12 protein-coding genes are annotated in these 14,765 nt (G+C 43.4%); 6 read left to right on the forward strand and 6 right to left on the reverse strand.

What is annotated here, in order from left to right:
* Positions 1 to 93 precede the first annotated feature (93 nt).
* From V7O62_RS06795 to V7O62_RS06805, 3 genes are all read left to right on the forward strand, one after another.
* Entirely contained in the window at positions 94 to 909 is an 816-nt protein-coding gene (locus tag V7O62_RS06795) for an aspartate dehydrogenase (RefSeq protein ID WP_406655490.1), read from the forward strand.
* 100 nt (positions 910 to 1,009) lie between these two features.
* The gene (nadA, locus tag V7O62_RS06800; RefSeq protein WP_406655491.1) at positions 1,010 to 1,930 is read left to right on the forward strand and encodes a quinolinate synthase NadA; all 921 of its coding nucleotides are present in this window, start codon (positions 1,010 to 1,012) and stop codon (positions 1,928 to 1,930) included.
* A gap of 13 nt (positions 1,931 to 1,943) precedes the next feature.
* On the forward strand, positions 1,944 to 2,795 hold the full coding sequence (locus V7O62_RS06805; protein WP_406655492.1) for a geranylgeranylglycerol-phosphate geranylgeranyltransferase: 852 nt from the start codon (positions 1,944 to 1,946) through the stop codon (positions 2,793 to 2,795).
* Here V7O62_RS06805 and V7O62_RS06810 read toward each other — a convergent pair whose 3' ends face one another.
* Together V7O62_RS06810 and V7O62_RS06815 are read right to left on the reverse strand one after the other, a co-directional pair.
* Positions 2,796 to 4,010 carry a methionine adenosyltransferase gene (locus V7O62_RS06810; protein ID WP_406655493.1) on the reverse strand — a complete coding sequence of 405 codons (1,215 nt, stop codon included), beginning with the start codon at positions 4,008 to 4,010 and terminating at the stop codon, positions 2,796 to 2,798.
* Positions 4,011 to 4,082: 72 nt separating this feature from the next.
* Entirely contained in the window at positions 4,083 to 4,793 is a 711-nt protein-coding gene (locus V7O62_RS06815; protein ID WP_406655494.1) for an RNA ligase partner protein, read from the reverse strand.
* A 753-nt stretch (positions 4,794 to 5,546) separates the two neighbouring features.
* On the opposite strand from V7O62_RS06815, the gene V7O62_RS06820 reads away from it, so the two are divergent.
* A complete protein-coding gene (locus V7O62_RS06820; RefSeq protein ID WP_406655495.1) occupies positions 5,547 to 7,625 on the forward strand; it encodes a methyl-accepting chemotaxis protein in 2,079 nt (692 codons plus the stop codon).
* Between the two features lie 45 nt (positions 7,626 to 7,670).
* Here V7O62_RS06820 and V7O62_RS06825 read toward each other — a convergent pair whose 3' ends face one another.
* Together V7O62_RS06825 and V7O62_RS06830 are read right to left on the reverse strand one after the other, a co-directional pair.
* A complete protein-coding gene (locus tag V7O62_RS06825) occupies positions 7,671 to 9,908 on the reverse strand; it encodes a CDC48 family AAA ATPase (RefSeq protein WP_406655496.1) in 2,238 nt (745 codons plus the stop codon).
* Between the two features lie 107 nt (positions 9,909 to 10,015).
* Entirely contained in the window at positions 10,016 to 10,714 is a 699-nt protein-coding gene (locus V7O62_RS06830) for a (5-formylfuran-3-yl)methyl phosphate synthase (RefSeq protein WP_406655497.1), read from the reverse strand.
* A gap of 45 nt (positions 10,715 to 10,759) precedes the next feature.
* Between V7O62_RS06830 and V7O62_RS06835 the strand changes: the two genes are divergently transcribed.
* Positions 10,760 to 11,467: a HisA/HisF-related TIM barrel protein gene (locus V7O62_RS06835; protein WP_406655498.1), complete on the forward strand. Its 708-nt coding sequence runs from the start codon at positions 10,760 to 10,762 to the stop codon at positions 11,465 to 11,467.
* 33 nt (positions 11,468 to 11,500) lie between these two features.
* Positions 11,501 to 11,734, forward strand: a complete 234-nt coding sequence (locus V7O62_RS06840) for a hypothetical protein (protein ID WP_406655499.1) — start codon at positions 11,501 to 11,503, stop codon at positions 11,732 to 11,734.
* Between the two features lie 11 nt (positions 11,735 to 11,745).
* Here the strand turns inward: V7O62_RS06840 and V7O62_RS06845 are convergent, their stop codons facing one another.
* Positions 11,746 to 13,962, reverse strand: a complete 2,217-nt coding sequence (locus V7O62_RS06845) for a PAS domain S-box protein (protein ID WP_406655500.1) — start codon at positions 13,960 to 13,962, stop codon at positions 11,746 to 11,748.
* Positions 13,963 to 14,141: 179 nt separating this feature from the next.
* Positions 14,142 to 14,747, reverse strand: a complete 606-nt coding sequence (gene tmk / locus V7O62_RS06850; protein ID WP_406655501.1) for a dTMP kinase — start codon at positions 14,745 to 14,747, stop codon at positions 14,142 to 14,144.
* Positions 14,748 to 14,765: the final 18 nt, after the last annotated feature.

The raw sequence follows: 14,765 nt of genomic DNA on the forward strand, positions 1-14,765 counted from the left end.
TATGCTTTTAATGTATTAAGGAAAATCTACTTAAGCAATCAATATAAGCAGTAATGAAAATGACAATCGATTGTGCAATTCCGGGAGAACAGAATGCTTAGGATAGGAGTAATCGGCTGCGGAACTATTGGAACAAGCATATGCAAAGCTATAGATGACGGGATCATCAAGGCAGAACTGGTCGCCATCTATGACAGGAATGTAGAAGATGTTGAAAAGCTGAAAGGCTCATTGAAGGGTTGCAGGCCCGATATGCTGGAAATAACGGATATGTCCAAGCAAATAGACCTCCTGGTAGAGTGTGCCTCTCAGAAAGCAGTCTATGAAGTGATACCCGCTGCACTTCTGGCACATTGTGATGTAATGGTCATGAGTGTCGGGGCTTTTGCGGATGAAAAACTTCGCAAGACCATAGAGAACCTGGCAATAGATAACAACTGCAAGGTATACCTGCCATCCGGTGCAATTGTGGGTCTTGACGGGATCAAGTCGGCATCAGTTGAGGATATATATTCAGTTACACTGACAACACAAAAACCTCCCAGGGGACTTGCAGGTGCACCTTTTATTATCAGGAACAAAATCGAACTTGACAAAATTACCAGCAAGACCATCCTGTTTGAAGGATCTGCAAGCGAAGCAGTCAAAGCTTTCCCGGCCAACGTGAACGTTGCAGCAACGTTAAGCCTTGCAGGTCTTGGTTTTGAGAAAACTAAAGTACGGATAGTTGCAAATCCTGCACTGACACGTAACATTCATGAAATTACAGTAAAAGGTGCCTTTGGGGAATTCACTACAAGGGTTGAAAACATACCTTCACCTACCAACCCCAGAAGCAGCTACCTGGCACCACTATCTGCTATTGCCACACTCAAGAAAATATCTGATCCGTTCCAGATAGGAACATGATCAATAGAGATACTGTCCTGAATATTCATCTTGGGTGAGATGATCACAACCCGGGAAATTATCGACAGCTTCAGGAACATGACGATTTATCGGTGATCTTATGCAGAACATGCAAACTATTATTGACAAAATTAACGATCTTAAGAAAATGAAAAATGCTGTGATTCTGGCTCATAACTATGAACGGGGAGAGATACAGGACATAGCTGATTTTACCGGCGATTCCCTGGGACTCAGCCAGCAGGCTGTTCAGCAGGATGCAGATATAATAGTATTCTGCGGAGTACATTTCATGGCGGAGAGTGCAGCCATACTGAGTCCTCAGAAAACAGTGCTGTTGCCTGAGATACATGCCGGTTGCCCCATGGCATCAATGGTCACAGCAGAAGCATTGAGGGCTGAAAAGAAAAAATACCCGGAAGCAGCTGTCGTCTGTTATGTGAACTCGACTGCAGAGGTCAAAGCAGAGAGTGATATCTGCTGTACTTCTGCAAATGCCGTTGAAGTTGTCAACTCTCTCGAGGAAGAAGAAATACTCTTTGTACCTGACAAGAATCTTGCCGACTATGTGGCCCAAAACAGCACGAAGAAAATCATTCCCTGGGAAGGTTACTGTCCTACTCACAACCAGATACTGGCCAGTGATATCGTACGTGTGAGAGAAAAATATCCTGATGCCGAAGTACTTGCTCATCCCGAGTGTCGCAGGGATGTTCTGGACATCTCCGACAGAATATTCAGTACCACAGGGATGCTGGATTATGCCAAAAAATCCACCACAGAGGAATTTATCATAGCTACCGAGAAAGGTATCCTGCACAGGCTGGAGAAGGAAAATCCCGAAAAGAAATTCTACTATGCATCTGAGTTCGCAATCTGTCCCGAGATGAAGGCTATTGACCTTAATGCCCTGTTGCTCTCACTTGAGAAGATGCAACATATAATATCTGTTCCCGAAGATGTAAGAGTGAAAGCAAAATACACACTGGACAGGATGCTCGCCATAAAAAGAAGCAGATAGGTCTTTTAAAAAAATGAATGCATATCTTAAGTTGATAAGGTCCGGAAATTGTACCATGGCTGCAATAGCTGCAACCATCGGGGTGTTTATTGCATACAATATTCTGGTATCAAATATTTCCGAAACTATTCCCATTCCCTTATACGAATCAATTCTGGTATTCCTGACTGTTTTTATGGTAACCGGAGCAGGGAATGCCATCAATGATTATTTTGATGTGGAGATAGATCGTGTCAACAAACCAGACAGACCCATACCTTCCGGAAAGATAAGCCTGCCAACAGCCCTGTATTTCTCGCTTGCGCTGTTCATGCTCGGAACACTTTTCGCACTCTTGATTAACCCTGTTTGTGGCATTATCGCATTTGTCAATTCTCTTCTCTTAATATACTATGCAAAGACACTCAAAAGAACAGCATTTCTTGGAAACCTGGCTGTAGGCTATCTCACAGGCTCTACATTTCTCTTCGGAGGAGCCGTTTTCTATGATAAAGGTGGACTTGAAAGCGTTTTCGTACTATTCCTGCTTGCCACTCTTGCAACTGTTGCCAGAGAAATCGTAAAGGACATAGAGGACATCGAAGGTGATACTAAAGACGGTGCTCGTACCCTTCCCATAGTCATCGGGCCAAAGAAGGCTGCCTATCTTGCATCTGCTATAGGTCTTATTGCCGTGCTTGCAAGCCCACTTCCCTATTTACAGTCCCTGATGAGCATCAGATATCTTTTCCTCGTAGCTATTGCAGACATCCTGTTTGCTGTCGCAGTCTATGAGATTCTGGCAAAAGATAATCCTAAGGGATCATCAAAGATGTTCAAGCTGGCAATGGCCTTTGCTTTGCTTTCATTCATTGCAGGCGCCTGATCAGTAAAGAGATATCATGCCCCTTGCAAGTTCCATTGTGAATTCCTTGATGTTTTCAAGCTCACTATCCATTACTTCAGCGACTTCGTCCTTCACGGATTCCACAGTACCCTTTTTCATTACGAGTTGTGCCGCAGCCACCTTTGGTTGATCAATCGGGGCACCGATATCGCTCAGAAGCCACACATATGCCTCTTCCACATCAGGCACATTGGCATATATCCTGTCAGCTATCCGGTGCGAGAGTATGTTGTATATCTTCCCCACATGACTCACAGGATTTTTCCCGGCAGCAGCCTCACTACTTACAGGCCGGTTCAGCGGGATTATGCCGTTTACCCTGTTTCCACGACCAACCTGCCCACAATCCGCATCTTCAGCCGAAGTGCCTGTGACAGTGGTGTATATTCCTTTCATTCCACGACCCGGCATGTCAAGATTGTTCAGTGAGAACGTAGTGTTCATAGAGACTCCTTTTTCCTCAACATAACCGGAAGCAAAATTCTCAATCGCATCCATTAAATCATTCTTCATGCGGAAATAGTGCTCTTCGGATTCCAGGAAGCGGTCAACGATGGGCATTGCCACCGTCAGGTCTAGGTCTTTGCCTTTCCTTACACCCATGACCTTGATGTCCTCTCCTGACTCAGGATGCTCTTCCTTAAATTCAGGAGAATTCAGGTATTTCTCTGAATCCAGGACCATCCTCTCGGTAAAAGACAGAGGAGCATATCCCACTGCAGCAGACGTATCATTGGCACCTAAGACCTCCCCTTTTCTTCTGAAGATGTCGGTCAGTTCCGCAGAACCCGGCTTAAGCTCCACTTGGTATTCCATAAATTCAGGTTCAACGAAGCGCAGGTTATCGTCGAGCCATCGCCTTGAAGTGTCTATGGCTATATTATGGACGTCTATGTCCTTCCCTTCAGCAGAGAACGTGGCACGATCCCCGATTACCAGTCTCATGGGGTCCACGACCATCCCACCTCCGAATATCCCTGTGACTTCTCCTGCTACCAGTAAGCATTTATCTACATTATGGTGTAAGATCTCCCCAAACTCCTGAAGATACTCTTCTGACAACCTTACGGAAATTCTGTCCATTATTGCATCGCAGATACTGTCAGGATGCCCCAGTCCTTTTCTTTCAACAATCTCAAGCTGCTGTGCTGTCGCACAGGATGCTCTGAATTCTTCTACTGTTATGTTTCTCAAAGATATAACCCCACATTCCCCTATGCCTTCTTTGTGATTGATAAGTAATATGATATTATTATGCAAGGATGTTTAAACTTCCGAGTCCTCCACGGGAAGGATATTTGCTTCGGATGCATGTTCCAGATATTCCTGCAGTATCATAGGGAACGTACTCGCAGGAACAAAACGCACTCCCAGCTCTTCAGCCCACTTCTGTATCCCGAAATCACTTGCAACTACCGCGGCATCCAGCTCCTTTGCAAGTATGAGTACATCAATATCAGGAGCACTATCAAGTATTCCATAACGCATTGCTGAGCGATACTTATTCCTGAATTTGCCGATATATCCACCTATAACTCTCCTCTCAATATCAGCATCAATATCTTTCTTGTCACTGGCCTTGGTAGTGATAAAAAGACAGTCGGTAGAAGAATCCCATATTGTCTCTTCTGCAATTCCCATCCCTTTATTTATGCGCTCTCGCATGTAAGAAACATACTCATGAAATACCTTGGAAGGTATTTGCACATTATACCTGTCAGGAGCCTTCTTAACAAGCCATGTGTCAATCTTTGCAATTGCATCCTGATCACATCCGTTATTCTGTGCAAACTCCCGCAGCTCATTGTACACCGAAGGAAAAGGTACATAGCAACTGATTCCAAGCTGCAGCCTTGAGGAAGCTATCAGCTCCAGAATTCTGCTCATCCCGTCACACATGTCTTCGATGCCCATCTTCTGTCTGGCATGCAGATCTGTCAATGCAGTGGTATCAAGAACAAAACGCTGTCTTAGCATGCAATTCCCCTGATATGACGAAGTCATTGCAGAAATGACCTGTCATTCATAGATTAATGTGTTCAACGAGGTTAAAGTATTTTTGCTAGTTTGACGGGATATAATTTCTTGTTCATAGCCTGAGTGTAGAAGGTGGGAATCTTCTTTACCTTCGTATTATTTTCCTCAAAAATTCTAAGTAGAGAGATTCAAGACATTTCCCCGAACCTCTCCTGGAAGTTACGGGAATTTCCTTAAGCAAATGATAATGCCCTTGAATTATCCACTACTGGACACAAGTTTTATAATTAAGTAAATTTTGCTGAGGTACTCCTTTATCTAAACACCACTATTCTTTACAAATTTAAAATGCATTTCTCAAACATTTTCACCTTTTTAGACAGAAACATAGATTGAAAATTGTTGATTTAATTAGTAAAAAATCTACATTGAGTGTATATAGTTCAACAATTTAGCACAACATTTGCAGTCAATGCACAATTAGTATTCAACAAGAAAGCAGAAACTAATATCATTCAAATTTAGTGAGTGCCCAATGCATATGTTTTTAGATAAAAATAGAAAAAATAACAAGAGTAGAGGACATATATCGGACTTTTTATATATTAAAACTAGTATAACGATAATATGTTAAAAATATACACAGATCTCAAATGTTACACACTTAACATAGTGGTGTTATAAATGAAACTTCAAAATATAACTATCAAAAATAAACTACTATTGTATATAGTGGTAAGTATTACCATATTGATGGCTTTAAACACATATGTCATCATCGATAAAGTAACCGAGCAGGAAATGGAAAACGGATATGCTCAAGCTGCAGAAATAACACAGAGCTATGCATATAAATATGACAGCGACATGCGAGCAAATCAGCTGATAGCACAGAATCTTGCAATCACAATGGAAAGCTATGATTCAGAAAACAGAGATGAAGTTACTGCTATCGTCAAGAATGTATTGGAATCAAATGATGATGTATTAGGAACCTATGTTGGATACGAGCCTAACAGCTTTGACGGTAAAGATGCGGAATTTGCAAATACCGCAGGACATGATTCAACAGGCAGATTTATTCCCTACTGGAACAAAATAGGAGACTCCGTAGCTCTTGACCCACTTGTTGACTATGAAACAGGTGATTATTACCAACTACCAAAATCCCTCGAAGATGACGTAATTCTTGAGCCTTTCCTGTACGGTGGGGTCATGATGGTAAGTTACGTATCACCAATTATTAAAGAAGATGAATTCGTCGGGATTAGCGGAGTGGACGTTGCCCTGGACTATATTGACGAAGAGGTATCACAGATTAAATTCTTAGATACAGGTTATGCCTTTATGGTAAGTAACTCAGGTATTCTTCTTTCTCACCCTACAGATAAAGAAGCGGTTGGTATCAAAAACCTTGCGGATTTCAAGAATCCAGAAATTGATAAGATGGCAGCCGATATCAAAAATGGAATAGCAGGCAGTATAGAAGTCATTGATCCTGAAACCGGTAAAATGTCTTACATGTCATATCATCCGGTAGAAACTGCCGATTTCGCATTCATTCTGGTTGCCTCGGAAGAAGAGATGATTGCAAATGCAATAGCCCTCAGAAACCAATTGGTAATGATATCTTTGGTTGCGATTATCGCAATGGCCGGAATTGCTTTCCTTATAGCACGTTCCATAACAAAGCCGATAACAGAAATCGTGGAAGACTTTGAAACTATATCTAACGATACACTTGAAGGCAGACTGGACAGAAGGGCAGATACTAACGTAGGTATCGACTTCGAAGCAATACCTAAAGGCCTGAATGACATAATGGCATCTCTTACAGGTATTGTCAGCAATGTAAGCAGGGATGCAAATATCATTGCCAGCACATCCGAAGAGATGTCAGCTTCAATAGAACAAACAACTGCTGCCTCAAACCAGGTTTCTGTGACCGTCGGAGAAATTGCAAAGGGTTCCAGAGAACAATCTTCAAAGGCAGACGAGATTGCCAGAGCTATGAGTGATATGAACCAGACTGTCCAGGCAGTAGCGACTAATTCACAAAAAGCAGCTGAAAACGCAAATAATGCGAATAAAATAGCCCAGGAAATAGGAACATCATCCGAAGATCTACTGGATAAGATGAGTGCAATTCGTCATACTACAGGCGACACAGCAATTGTGATAAAGGAACTCGATGAGAAATCCAAAAAGATAGGAGACATAGTCAGTCTTATATCAAACATTGCCGATCAGACAAACCTTCTTGCACTCAATGCAGCAATAGAGGCTGCACGTGCAGGTGAACACGGACGCGGTTTCGCAGTTGTTGCAGACGAGGTAAGGAAACTTGCCGAGGAGTCAGGCACAGCAGCCGAGGAAATATCCAACCTCATCTATGATATACAGGCCAGTACACAAGATGCTGTAACATCAATGGAAAAAGGAAGTCAGGATGTGGAAGTAGGAACAGAATCCCTTAATGAAACTGTCCAGTCCATTTCAAACGTTGTCAGCAATATTGCAGAAGTTGCAACAATGGTACAAGAAATAGCAGCCGCATCACAGGAACAGTCTGCTTCTATTGAAGAAATAACAGCTTCTGTTGATGAAGTGGCTTCAATATCACAGGAAGCTGCATCAGGTACCGAGCAGACATCTGCCGCAGTTGAACAACAGACTGCTTCTATGCAGGAACTTGCACATAGCTCCCAGGAACTGGCAGGCATGGCAACTACAATGCAGGAAATGGTAAACAGGTTTGTTATTGCCGAGGAGGAAAACTTCCAGCATGATGATGCGCCAGAAAACATAGAGAATGACGAAGGAATGGCTTAAAAAGCCTTCCTACTTTCTTTTTTTTAAATTTAATACATCTATCATTCACTGATATGCACGTTCATCCTCGTCGGTGACTTTCTCTTCTTCATTTGCAGCATACCTTGCAAAAGTCTCCGCAGCCTGTTCATAGAAACTCATGGCACTGCGTGAAGTTGTCGGCTTTACTCTACGTATAGCCTTGCGGAAATGATCGGATTTTACTTTAATACCCGCAGCCTTTTCAATAGCATCCTGCCTTGTGATACCAGGCGTGACCACCTCACGCAGAGCCAGCATTGAAGCTTCACGGCAGATAGCCTCAATATCAGAACCTACATAGCCTTCTGTCATCTCTGAAAGTTCATGGACATCCACATCGTCCGAGAGAGGCTTATTGTTCAGATGTATACTGAATATTTTTTCCCTGCTTTTTTTATCAGGAGGACGCACGTAGATGAGCCTATCAAAGCGACCGGGACGCAACAGGGCAGGGTCCACGATATCCGGCCTGTTGGTAGCTGCAACTATGACAACATCCTTTAATTCTTCCACACCATCGATCTCGGTGAGAATCTGACTCACCACACGTTCACTTTCGTGGGCATCAGTGCTCGAACCGCGCTCTGAAGCCATTGAGTCAATCTCATCAAAGAATATAACAGTGGGAGCAGCCTGCTTTGCTTTACGGAAAGTCTCGCGCACCGCACGTTCGGATTCACCGATATACTTACTTAACAGCTCAGGACCCTTGATACTGATAAAATTTGCCTCACTTTCCGTGGCAACGGCTTTTGCAAGCAAAGTCTTGCCAGTGCCGGGAGGTCCAAAGAGCATAATACCCCTTGGAGGTCTTGTGCCTACGACATCGAAAAGCTCCGGGAACTTCAAAGGCCATTCCACAGCCTCAGCCAGTTCCTGCTTTGCATTATCCAGCCCCCCAATATCGTCCCATTTCACCGATGGAACTTCTACGAATACTTCACGCATGGCGGATGGTTCAATATTCTTCAGTGCATCATCGAAGTCCTTTCTGGTAACTATGAGCTTTTCCATGAATTCCGGAGGAATTTCATCCTCCACATCATCCATTTTCAGCTCAGGCAGCATCCGCCTGAGAGCATGCATTGCGGCCTCCTTGCACAAAGATGAAATGTCCGCACCCACAAAGCCATGCGTAACTCCGGCAATTTCTTCAAGGTTCAGACCTTCCTCAAGCGGCATTCCACGGGTGTGAACAAAAAGAATCTGTAACCTGCCTTCAGCATCGGGAATACCTACCTCGATCTCCCTGTCGAAACGTCCTCCGCGTCGCAGGGCCTCATCAATTGAATTAGGACGATTGGTTGCAGCTATAACAATAACCTTGCCCCTTGAAGCAAGACCGTCCATAAGGGACAGCAATTGTGCTACTACCCTGCGTTCCATCTCTCCTACAACTTCGTCACGTTTTGGGGCTATGGAATCAATCTCATCAATAAAAACAATGGAAGGAGAATTCTTTTCTGCTTCCTCAAATATCTCACGCAATTTCTGCTCGCTTTCCCCGTAGTACTTTGACACGATCTCAGGACCACTCACTGAGGTGAAATTGGCGTCAGTCTCACTTGCAACCGCTCTTGCTATCATGGTCTTCCCGGTTCCGGGTGGGCCGAAAAGCAGAACACCCTTTGGAGGATCAATGGCAAGCTTCTGGAAAAGCTCGGGATGCTTCAGAGGTAATTCAATCATTTCCCTAACGAGTCCAAGCTCGCGCTTAAGTCCACCTATATCCTCATAGGTGATTTGGCCTGCAACTCCCTCCTGTACTACTGCGCTTTCCCTGAGCTGTATTTGCGTGTTCCTGCTTACGATCACCGGGCCGGATGGTTTTGTTGACGTCACGACAAAAGAGATAGGATTGTTAACTGTTTCGACCCGGATGTTCTGTCCTTTTGAAATTGGCCGGCCTTCCAGTATCCTTAGTATGAAACGTGCACCACCCACAAGACGGGTCTCCTTTGTCGGTGCAAGAACAACTCTTTCGGCCTCCGTTACAGCGACCTTTCGGACAGTGACCCTATCATCTATGCTGACCTTGGCATTACTCCTGAGATTCCCATCAATCCTGATGATGTCCTTGCCAGCATCGTCCAGGTATCCGGGCCAGACTATCGCGTAACATTTTTCACGGTTCCCAATCTCAACGATATCACCGCTGATAACCCCTATTTTTTGCATCAGGTCCTTATCAAGCCGTGCAATGCCTCTTCCGACATCACGGGGGTATGCCTGCCCCACACTTACGGTAATCTCTTCGGTCAACTTGAATCACCACGATAAAAGTATAAAGCATCCGCTAAAATATTAATGGTCAGATAGAGATAAAAAACATACCGGATGGATAAACAAAGATATGACCGGAAACCGGTTCACATCTCATTCTTCAATTTAACAACAAGCTCTTCCTGTATGCAGGAAGTACGATCGCCTCCGCACACCATTCCACGTACACCGATTATATCGGGATTGATACGCCTGAGCATTGGAAGGTCCTCAAACTTAAGAGTCCCGGCAAGCGCGGATTCAAGGCCCTGATCACGGATAGCTCCTGTGAACATGGTCAGCTCTTCTTCTGTCATAAATTCGAATGTGGAACGACCGTCTTTAATACCGGTATCAAGCATGACAACATCAACACCTGCCTGCGCGCCGATTGCAGGGAGCAGTTGGGGAGATATTGAGTTTATCCTCTTGTAATCCGAATAACCTGATGCAACAACTTTCTTGCTGGGATCCAGATCCTTGACGGACTTTGTGATATTTGTGAGCATCTCAAGTGCCTGTTCCTCGGTCTGTACATCATAGAGTCCGACTTTGACATAGTGTGCACCGGCAACAGCAGCTCCCAGAGCTGCAAGGGATGCGGTACCTGGCTTATAGTTAAAGTCCCCGATGGTTGCACTGATAGGTTTCTGGGAACCGATGGCTTCTTTCACAGACTTTATTACCCATGGAAAGTTGGCACCCAATGAACCTTCTTTTGGATTTTTAACATCAATTATGTCAGCACCACCTTGGTGTGCTGCAATTGCCTCTTCGGGGCTAATGGGACTGACGAGCAATTTCATTGTATAAACCTCTTTTTTATAGCATGACAGATGTATGAATTAAATATGTTTCGTATCCTTTTAGTTCTTGACATATTCAACCGGACAGTTGTACACGCTCAGGGCGGGAACAGGCATGAATACAAACCCATCCATTATTCCAGTCTCATATGCGATAGTTCGGACCCTCTAAAGGTAGTTGAAACTATAAAACCCCGGGAAGTCTATATCGCCGACCTGAATATTCTCGAAAATATTGGCAAACGGGAGAAAAACTTTGAAGTCATTGAGCAGATTGCCCAAAAGGCAAAGACAATAGTTGATCCCGGAATAAACTCGCCTTCTGAAACACATGATGTGTTGGAAATAGTGCAGACCGTGGTCCTGGGAACAGAAACAGCTTCACTTGATACCATTCGGGAAGTAGCTGCCACACACCCGGGAAGGGTAGTGGTAAGCATCGATAAAAAAGACGGGAAAATACTCAGCAACGATCCCGACATGCCAAACGACCCTTTCGAAATAGTAGAGCTGCTTAACGAATTCGAGCTTCAGGATATCATAATACTTGACCTCGACAGGGTTGGCACATCAAGTGGTGTGGATTCACAATTCTTAAGTAAAATTGTTTCCATTTCAAAGCACAATGTGCTTCTTGGTGGGGGAGTTCGTAATACAGAAGACATTGAAACCCTTGAGAAGATCGGTCTTAAAGGAGCCATTGTGGCTACAGCACTACACAATGGATCGATTCCCCTGGAAATGGTGCAGTAAAAATAAATTAAATACATTATTTACGGTGTAACTATGGCAGAGAATGAAGATATTATTGAAGTAGGTGAAGGATACGCAGAGATAAAGATGGGCGCCGGCTGGTTCCTGACAATCTCCCTTGCCTCCAGCGAACGATACGAAAATGAATACATAGAGATTGCAAAAGAAAGAGGCGGACAGAAAAAAGGGCGATTTAACCTGAACCCCAAATATGCACGCACACTTGGTGAAGCTCTAATCAAATTTGCCGACCAGAACGAACTTTAAACGAACCGAGGTCACATGTCAGCTTTGCTGAATGTGACCCAGAAAACACAACCTTTTCCTTCGGGATTGTCCTCAACGCCGTAAGAGCCATTGTGCAATTCCATGATGCGTTTTACGATAGCAAGTCCGAGACCCGTACCTTTGACACCTTTTTTATCAAGACGTTTGAAACGATTGAACACAAAGGCTTTATCTTCATCCGGAATGCCATCCCCATGATCGGCAACCGTAACCTTGCAGCTACTTTCATTCTTATGAAAATGAACGTTTATCCTCTCATCCGCAGGACTGTATTTAATGGCATTGGAAAGCAGGTTAGCAAACACCTCGCTTACAAGAGGATTAACAGCATAGACACACGGTCCTTCAGAAGAAAGAGACACATTTATATTTTTTTGTTTCAAAGGTTGTTCAAAATCCAGAATTGTTCTCTGGAAAATCTCCACAAGGTTGTCATTTGAGTAGTCGATCTCATCTATGGAATTCAGCTTTTCATACTTAGAAGCGTTTTCAATAAGGTCGATGAGCCTTTTATTGCTTTCCCGTATCATCTGTAGCAGATTAAGCTTATTTTCATCTTCCTCGAGTTCTTCCAGTATCTCCGAATAGCCCTTGATGGTACCGGCCGGATTGAGAAGATCATGTCGAATGATATCCGAAAAAAGATCCTTAAGACGATTAAGTTGTTCCAGCTCCGCACTACGTTTTTTAAGTTCCCTTTCATTCCTTTTCTTTTCAGTTATGTCCATTATTGTAAAACTGATACCTTTTGAATGATTATCGGAATACATTGGAGTAGCACTTATCAAAAGGTCAATGATATTCCCGTCCCGACGCCTGGCCTGAACATCCATTGTACCGACACCATGCTCTTTTATTCCGGACTTCATGACGGATTCCACATCACTGTAGGCATTGCCGACTTCAAAGAATGTCCGTGTGTTCTGGCCGATTAGCTCTTCTCTTGAATAGCCCAGTATATCGCAACACATGTCATTGACATCTTCAACTATGCCGTTTCTGACAACCCCTATACCGACCGGAGCAGACCTTAATATGCTTTCTATCCTGGCCTTACTCTCATTGAGCTCTATTTCCTTTAATTTTCTTTCAGTCAGAGGTACTACCACTTCCATTGCAGCAGTTATATTTCCATCCTCATCCTTTATCGGAGTTGCAATAATCTGGGACCAGATAGGATTTCCATCCTTATCAGTACCATATTGTTCACTTACGGACCTGTCCAGGCTATTTTCAAAAACCGCTTTCACAGCACATTTCTCACATATATCCTGCCTGTTATTGTAAATCTCATAGCAAAGCTTGTTCTCAACATCGCCGAAAATGTCCTTGAGTACATTATTAGCCCATACGGTATGGAAATCCCGGGAAATTACTGCGAGACCGATACCCATACTCGAAGTTATCCTCTCAAGACGATCATGTTCAGTTTGAAGAGAAGCTTCTGCTTGTTTCCTTTTAGTAATATCAATAACTATACCATCATATCGAAACGGGATGTCTCCTTCTTTTTTGATCAAGGAGAGCTCATTTACCCATACAGTGTCTCCTGACTTGCTTAAAAGCCTGTAGTCTCCTGAAAAATAGACTTTCTCAGCCATTTCAAACCTTAAAGTATCCAGAAGCAGCTTTTCCCGGTCATCCGGGTGAACAATATCTATATACCTGATAGCTCCCGACTCGAATTCTTTCTTTGTGTAACCCAGCTGGGATATGTTTTGAGACACGAACAAAACAGGCCATCCGTTTTCGGCGGACCACCTGAAAACCATAATGGGAATGTCCCTGTAGACAGATGACTGCTCCCTTGCACTGGATATCTCATCCAGCAAACCTTTCTCACTGGAAATATGCTCAATACTCTCCTCTATATAGCCAATCATGCCATCGTAAGCCCCGGACTCATTAACCAGGGGTACGAAAGATATGGATTGGTAACTCAGCCTGTTTGTCGGAGTGATGACAGGCACATTTTTTCTGGAGGATTGCTGAAGAGAAGCCTTCGATTCTAAAAATAAGTCCCTTATACCTTCTTTCCTTCCGAGAGTGTGCTCAGGAAATGCAAGTAGCAGGTTCTTCCCCACGACATCATCTGCCAAAAGCCCGTAAATGAACTCCATCGATTTGTTGAAGACAGTGAAATTGTCATTCTTATCCACAACGAATATCCCGACAGGAGCATTCTGCACAATATCTGAATCTATCATCTGTTACCTACAATCACATATATTCCAAACACTGATCGGAACAAGTAATACAGATTGTTGTTGGACATAACTATAATTACTGGCAATATATAGATTATAGATTAAGAACCTTTTTATACATGCGCATGAAAAATTGCTATGTCAAAACAGGATCGAGGGCATATTTTTGTAAATCAGCATCATATAAAAGAAGATATTATATCAACAACTTTCTTTTCGTTATAATCCATGCTTTTTTCAGCATCAATTATTACAAAAGACTCCGGACTCTCTTCTGCAAGACGCAGGTAATTTTCCCTTACACCTTTCAGGAAACCTATTTTTTCGAATTTGGTCTTGTCACCACGGTTGCCACATCTTGCAACTGCTATTTCGGGATCTATATCAAAAAGTATTGTGAGATCAGGATTAATTGTCCATCCCCTATGGATTTCCTGAACCCATTTAAGAGGATCATCAAACCTATCTGCAAGTGTCATTCCCTGATATGCATAACGGCTGGCAGAGTAACGGTCTGAGATAACATTCCTGCCGCTTTCAAGTGAAGGCCGGATTAATTTAGATATATGCTCCGCATGGTCCGCGGTAAAAAGCAAAAGTTCAGCCAGATGATCCGTATCCGAGTGAATGGCACGGTCAACAGCCTCACCAATCCAGCTACCGGTGGGCTCACGGGTAAAAATAAAGTCTGAGAATTCAGGATTTGCAGTCAAACGCCTTACTACCGTAGACTTACCTGAACCGTCGATACCTTCCAGAGTTATGAGTTTTCCCTTTGCTGACATGCAGTAATGAAAGAGAGC

It is taken from the genome of Methanolobus sp. ZRKC2 (genome assembly GCF_045291185.1).
Classification (GTDB): Archaea; Halobacteriota; Methanosarcinia; order Methanosarcinales; family Methanosarcinaceae; genus Methanolobus.

Bases quoted from the DNA above. Each gene is read 5' to 3' on its own strand.
- V7O62_RS06795 (WP_406655490.1), top strand. From the start codon at position 94: ATGCTTAGGATAGGAGTAATCGGCTGCGGAACTATTGGAACAAGCATA.
- nadA (WP_406655491.1), top strand. From the start codon at position 1,010: ATGCAGAACATGCAAACTATTATTGACAAAATTAACGATCTTAAGAAA.
- V7O62_RS06805 (WP_406655492.1), top strand. From the start codon at position 1,944: ATGAATGCATATCTTAAGTTGATAAGGTCCGGAAATTGTACCATGGCT.
- V7O62_RS06815 (WP_406655494.1), bottom strand. From the start codon at position 4,793: ATGCTAAGACAGCGTTTTGTTCTTGATACCACTGCATTGACAGATCTG.
- V7O62_RS06820 (WP_406655495.1), top strand. From the start codon at position 5,547: ATGGCTTTAAACACATATGTCATCATCGATAAAGTAACCGAGCAGGAA.
- V7O62_RS06830 (WP_406655497.1), bottom strand. From the start codon at position 10,714: ATGAAATTGCTCGTCAGTCCCATTAGCCCCGAAGAGGCAATTGCAGCA.
- V7O62_RS06835 (WP_406655498.1), top strand. From the start codon at position 10,760: ATGTTTCGTATCCTTTTAGTTCTTGACATATTCAACCGGACAGTTGTA.
- V7O62_RS06840 (WP_406655499.1), top strand. From the start codon at position 11,501: ATGGCAGAGAATGAAGATATTATTGAAGTAGGTGAAGGATACGCAGAG.
- V7O62_RS06845 (WP_406655500.1), bottom strand. From the start codon at position 13,962: ATGATAGATTCAGATATTGTGCAGAATGCTCCTGTCGGGATATTCGTT.
- tmk (WP_406655501.1), bottom strand. From the start codon at position 14,747: ATGTCAGCAAAGGGAAAACTCATAACTCTGGAAGGTATCGACGGTTCA.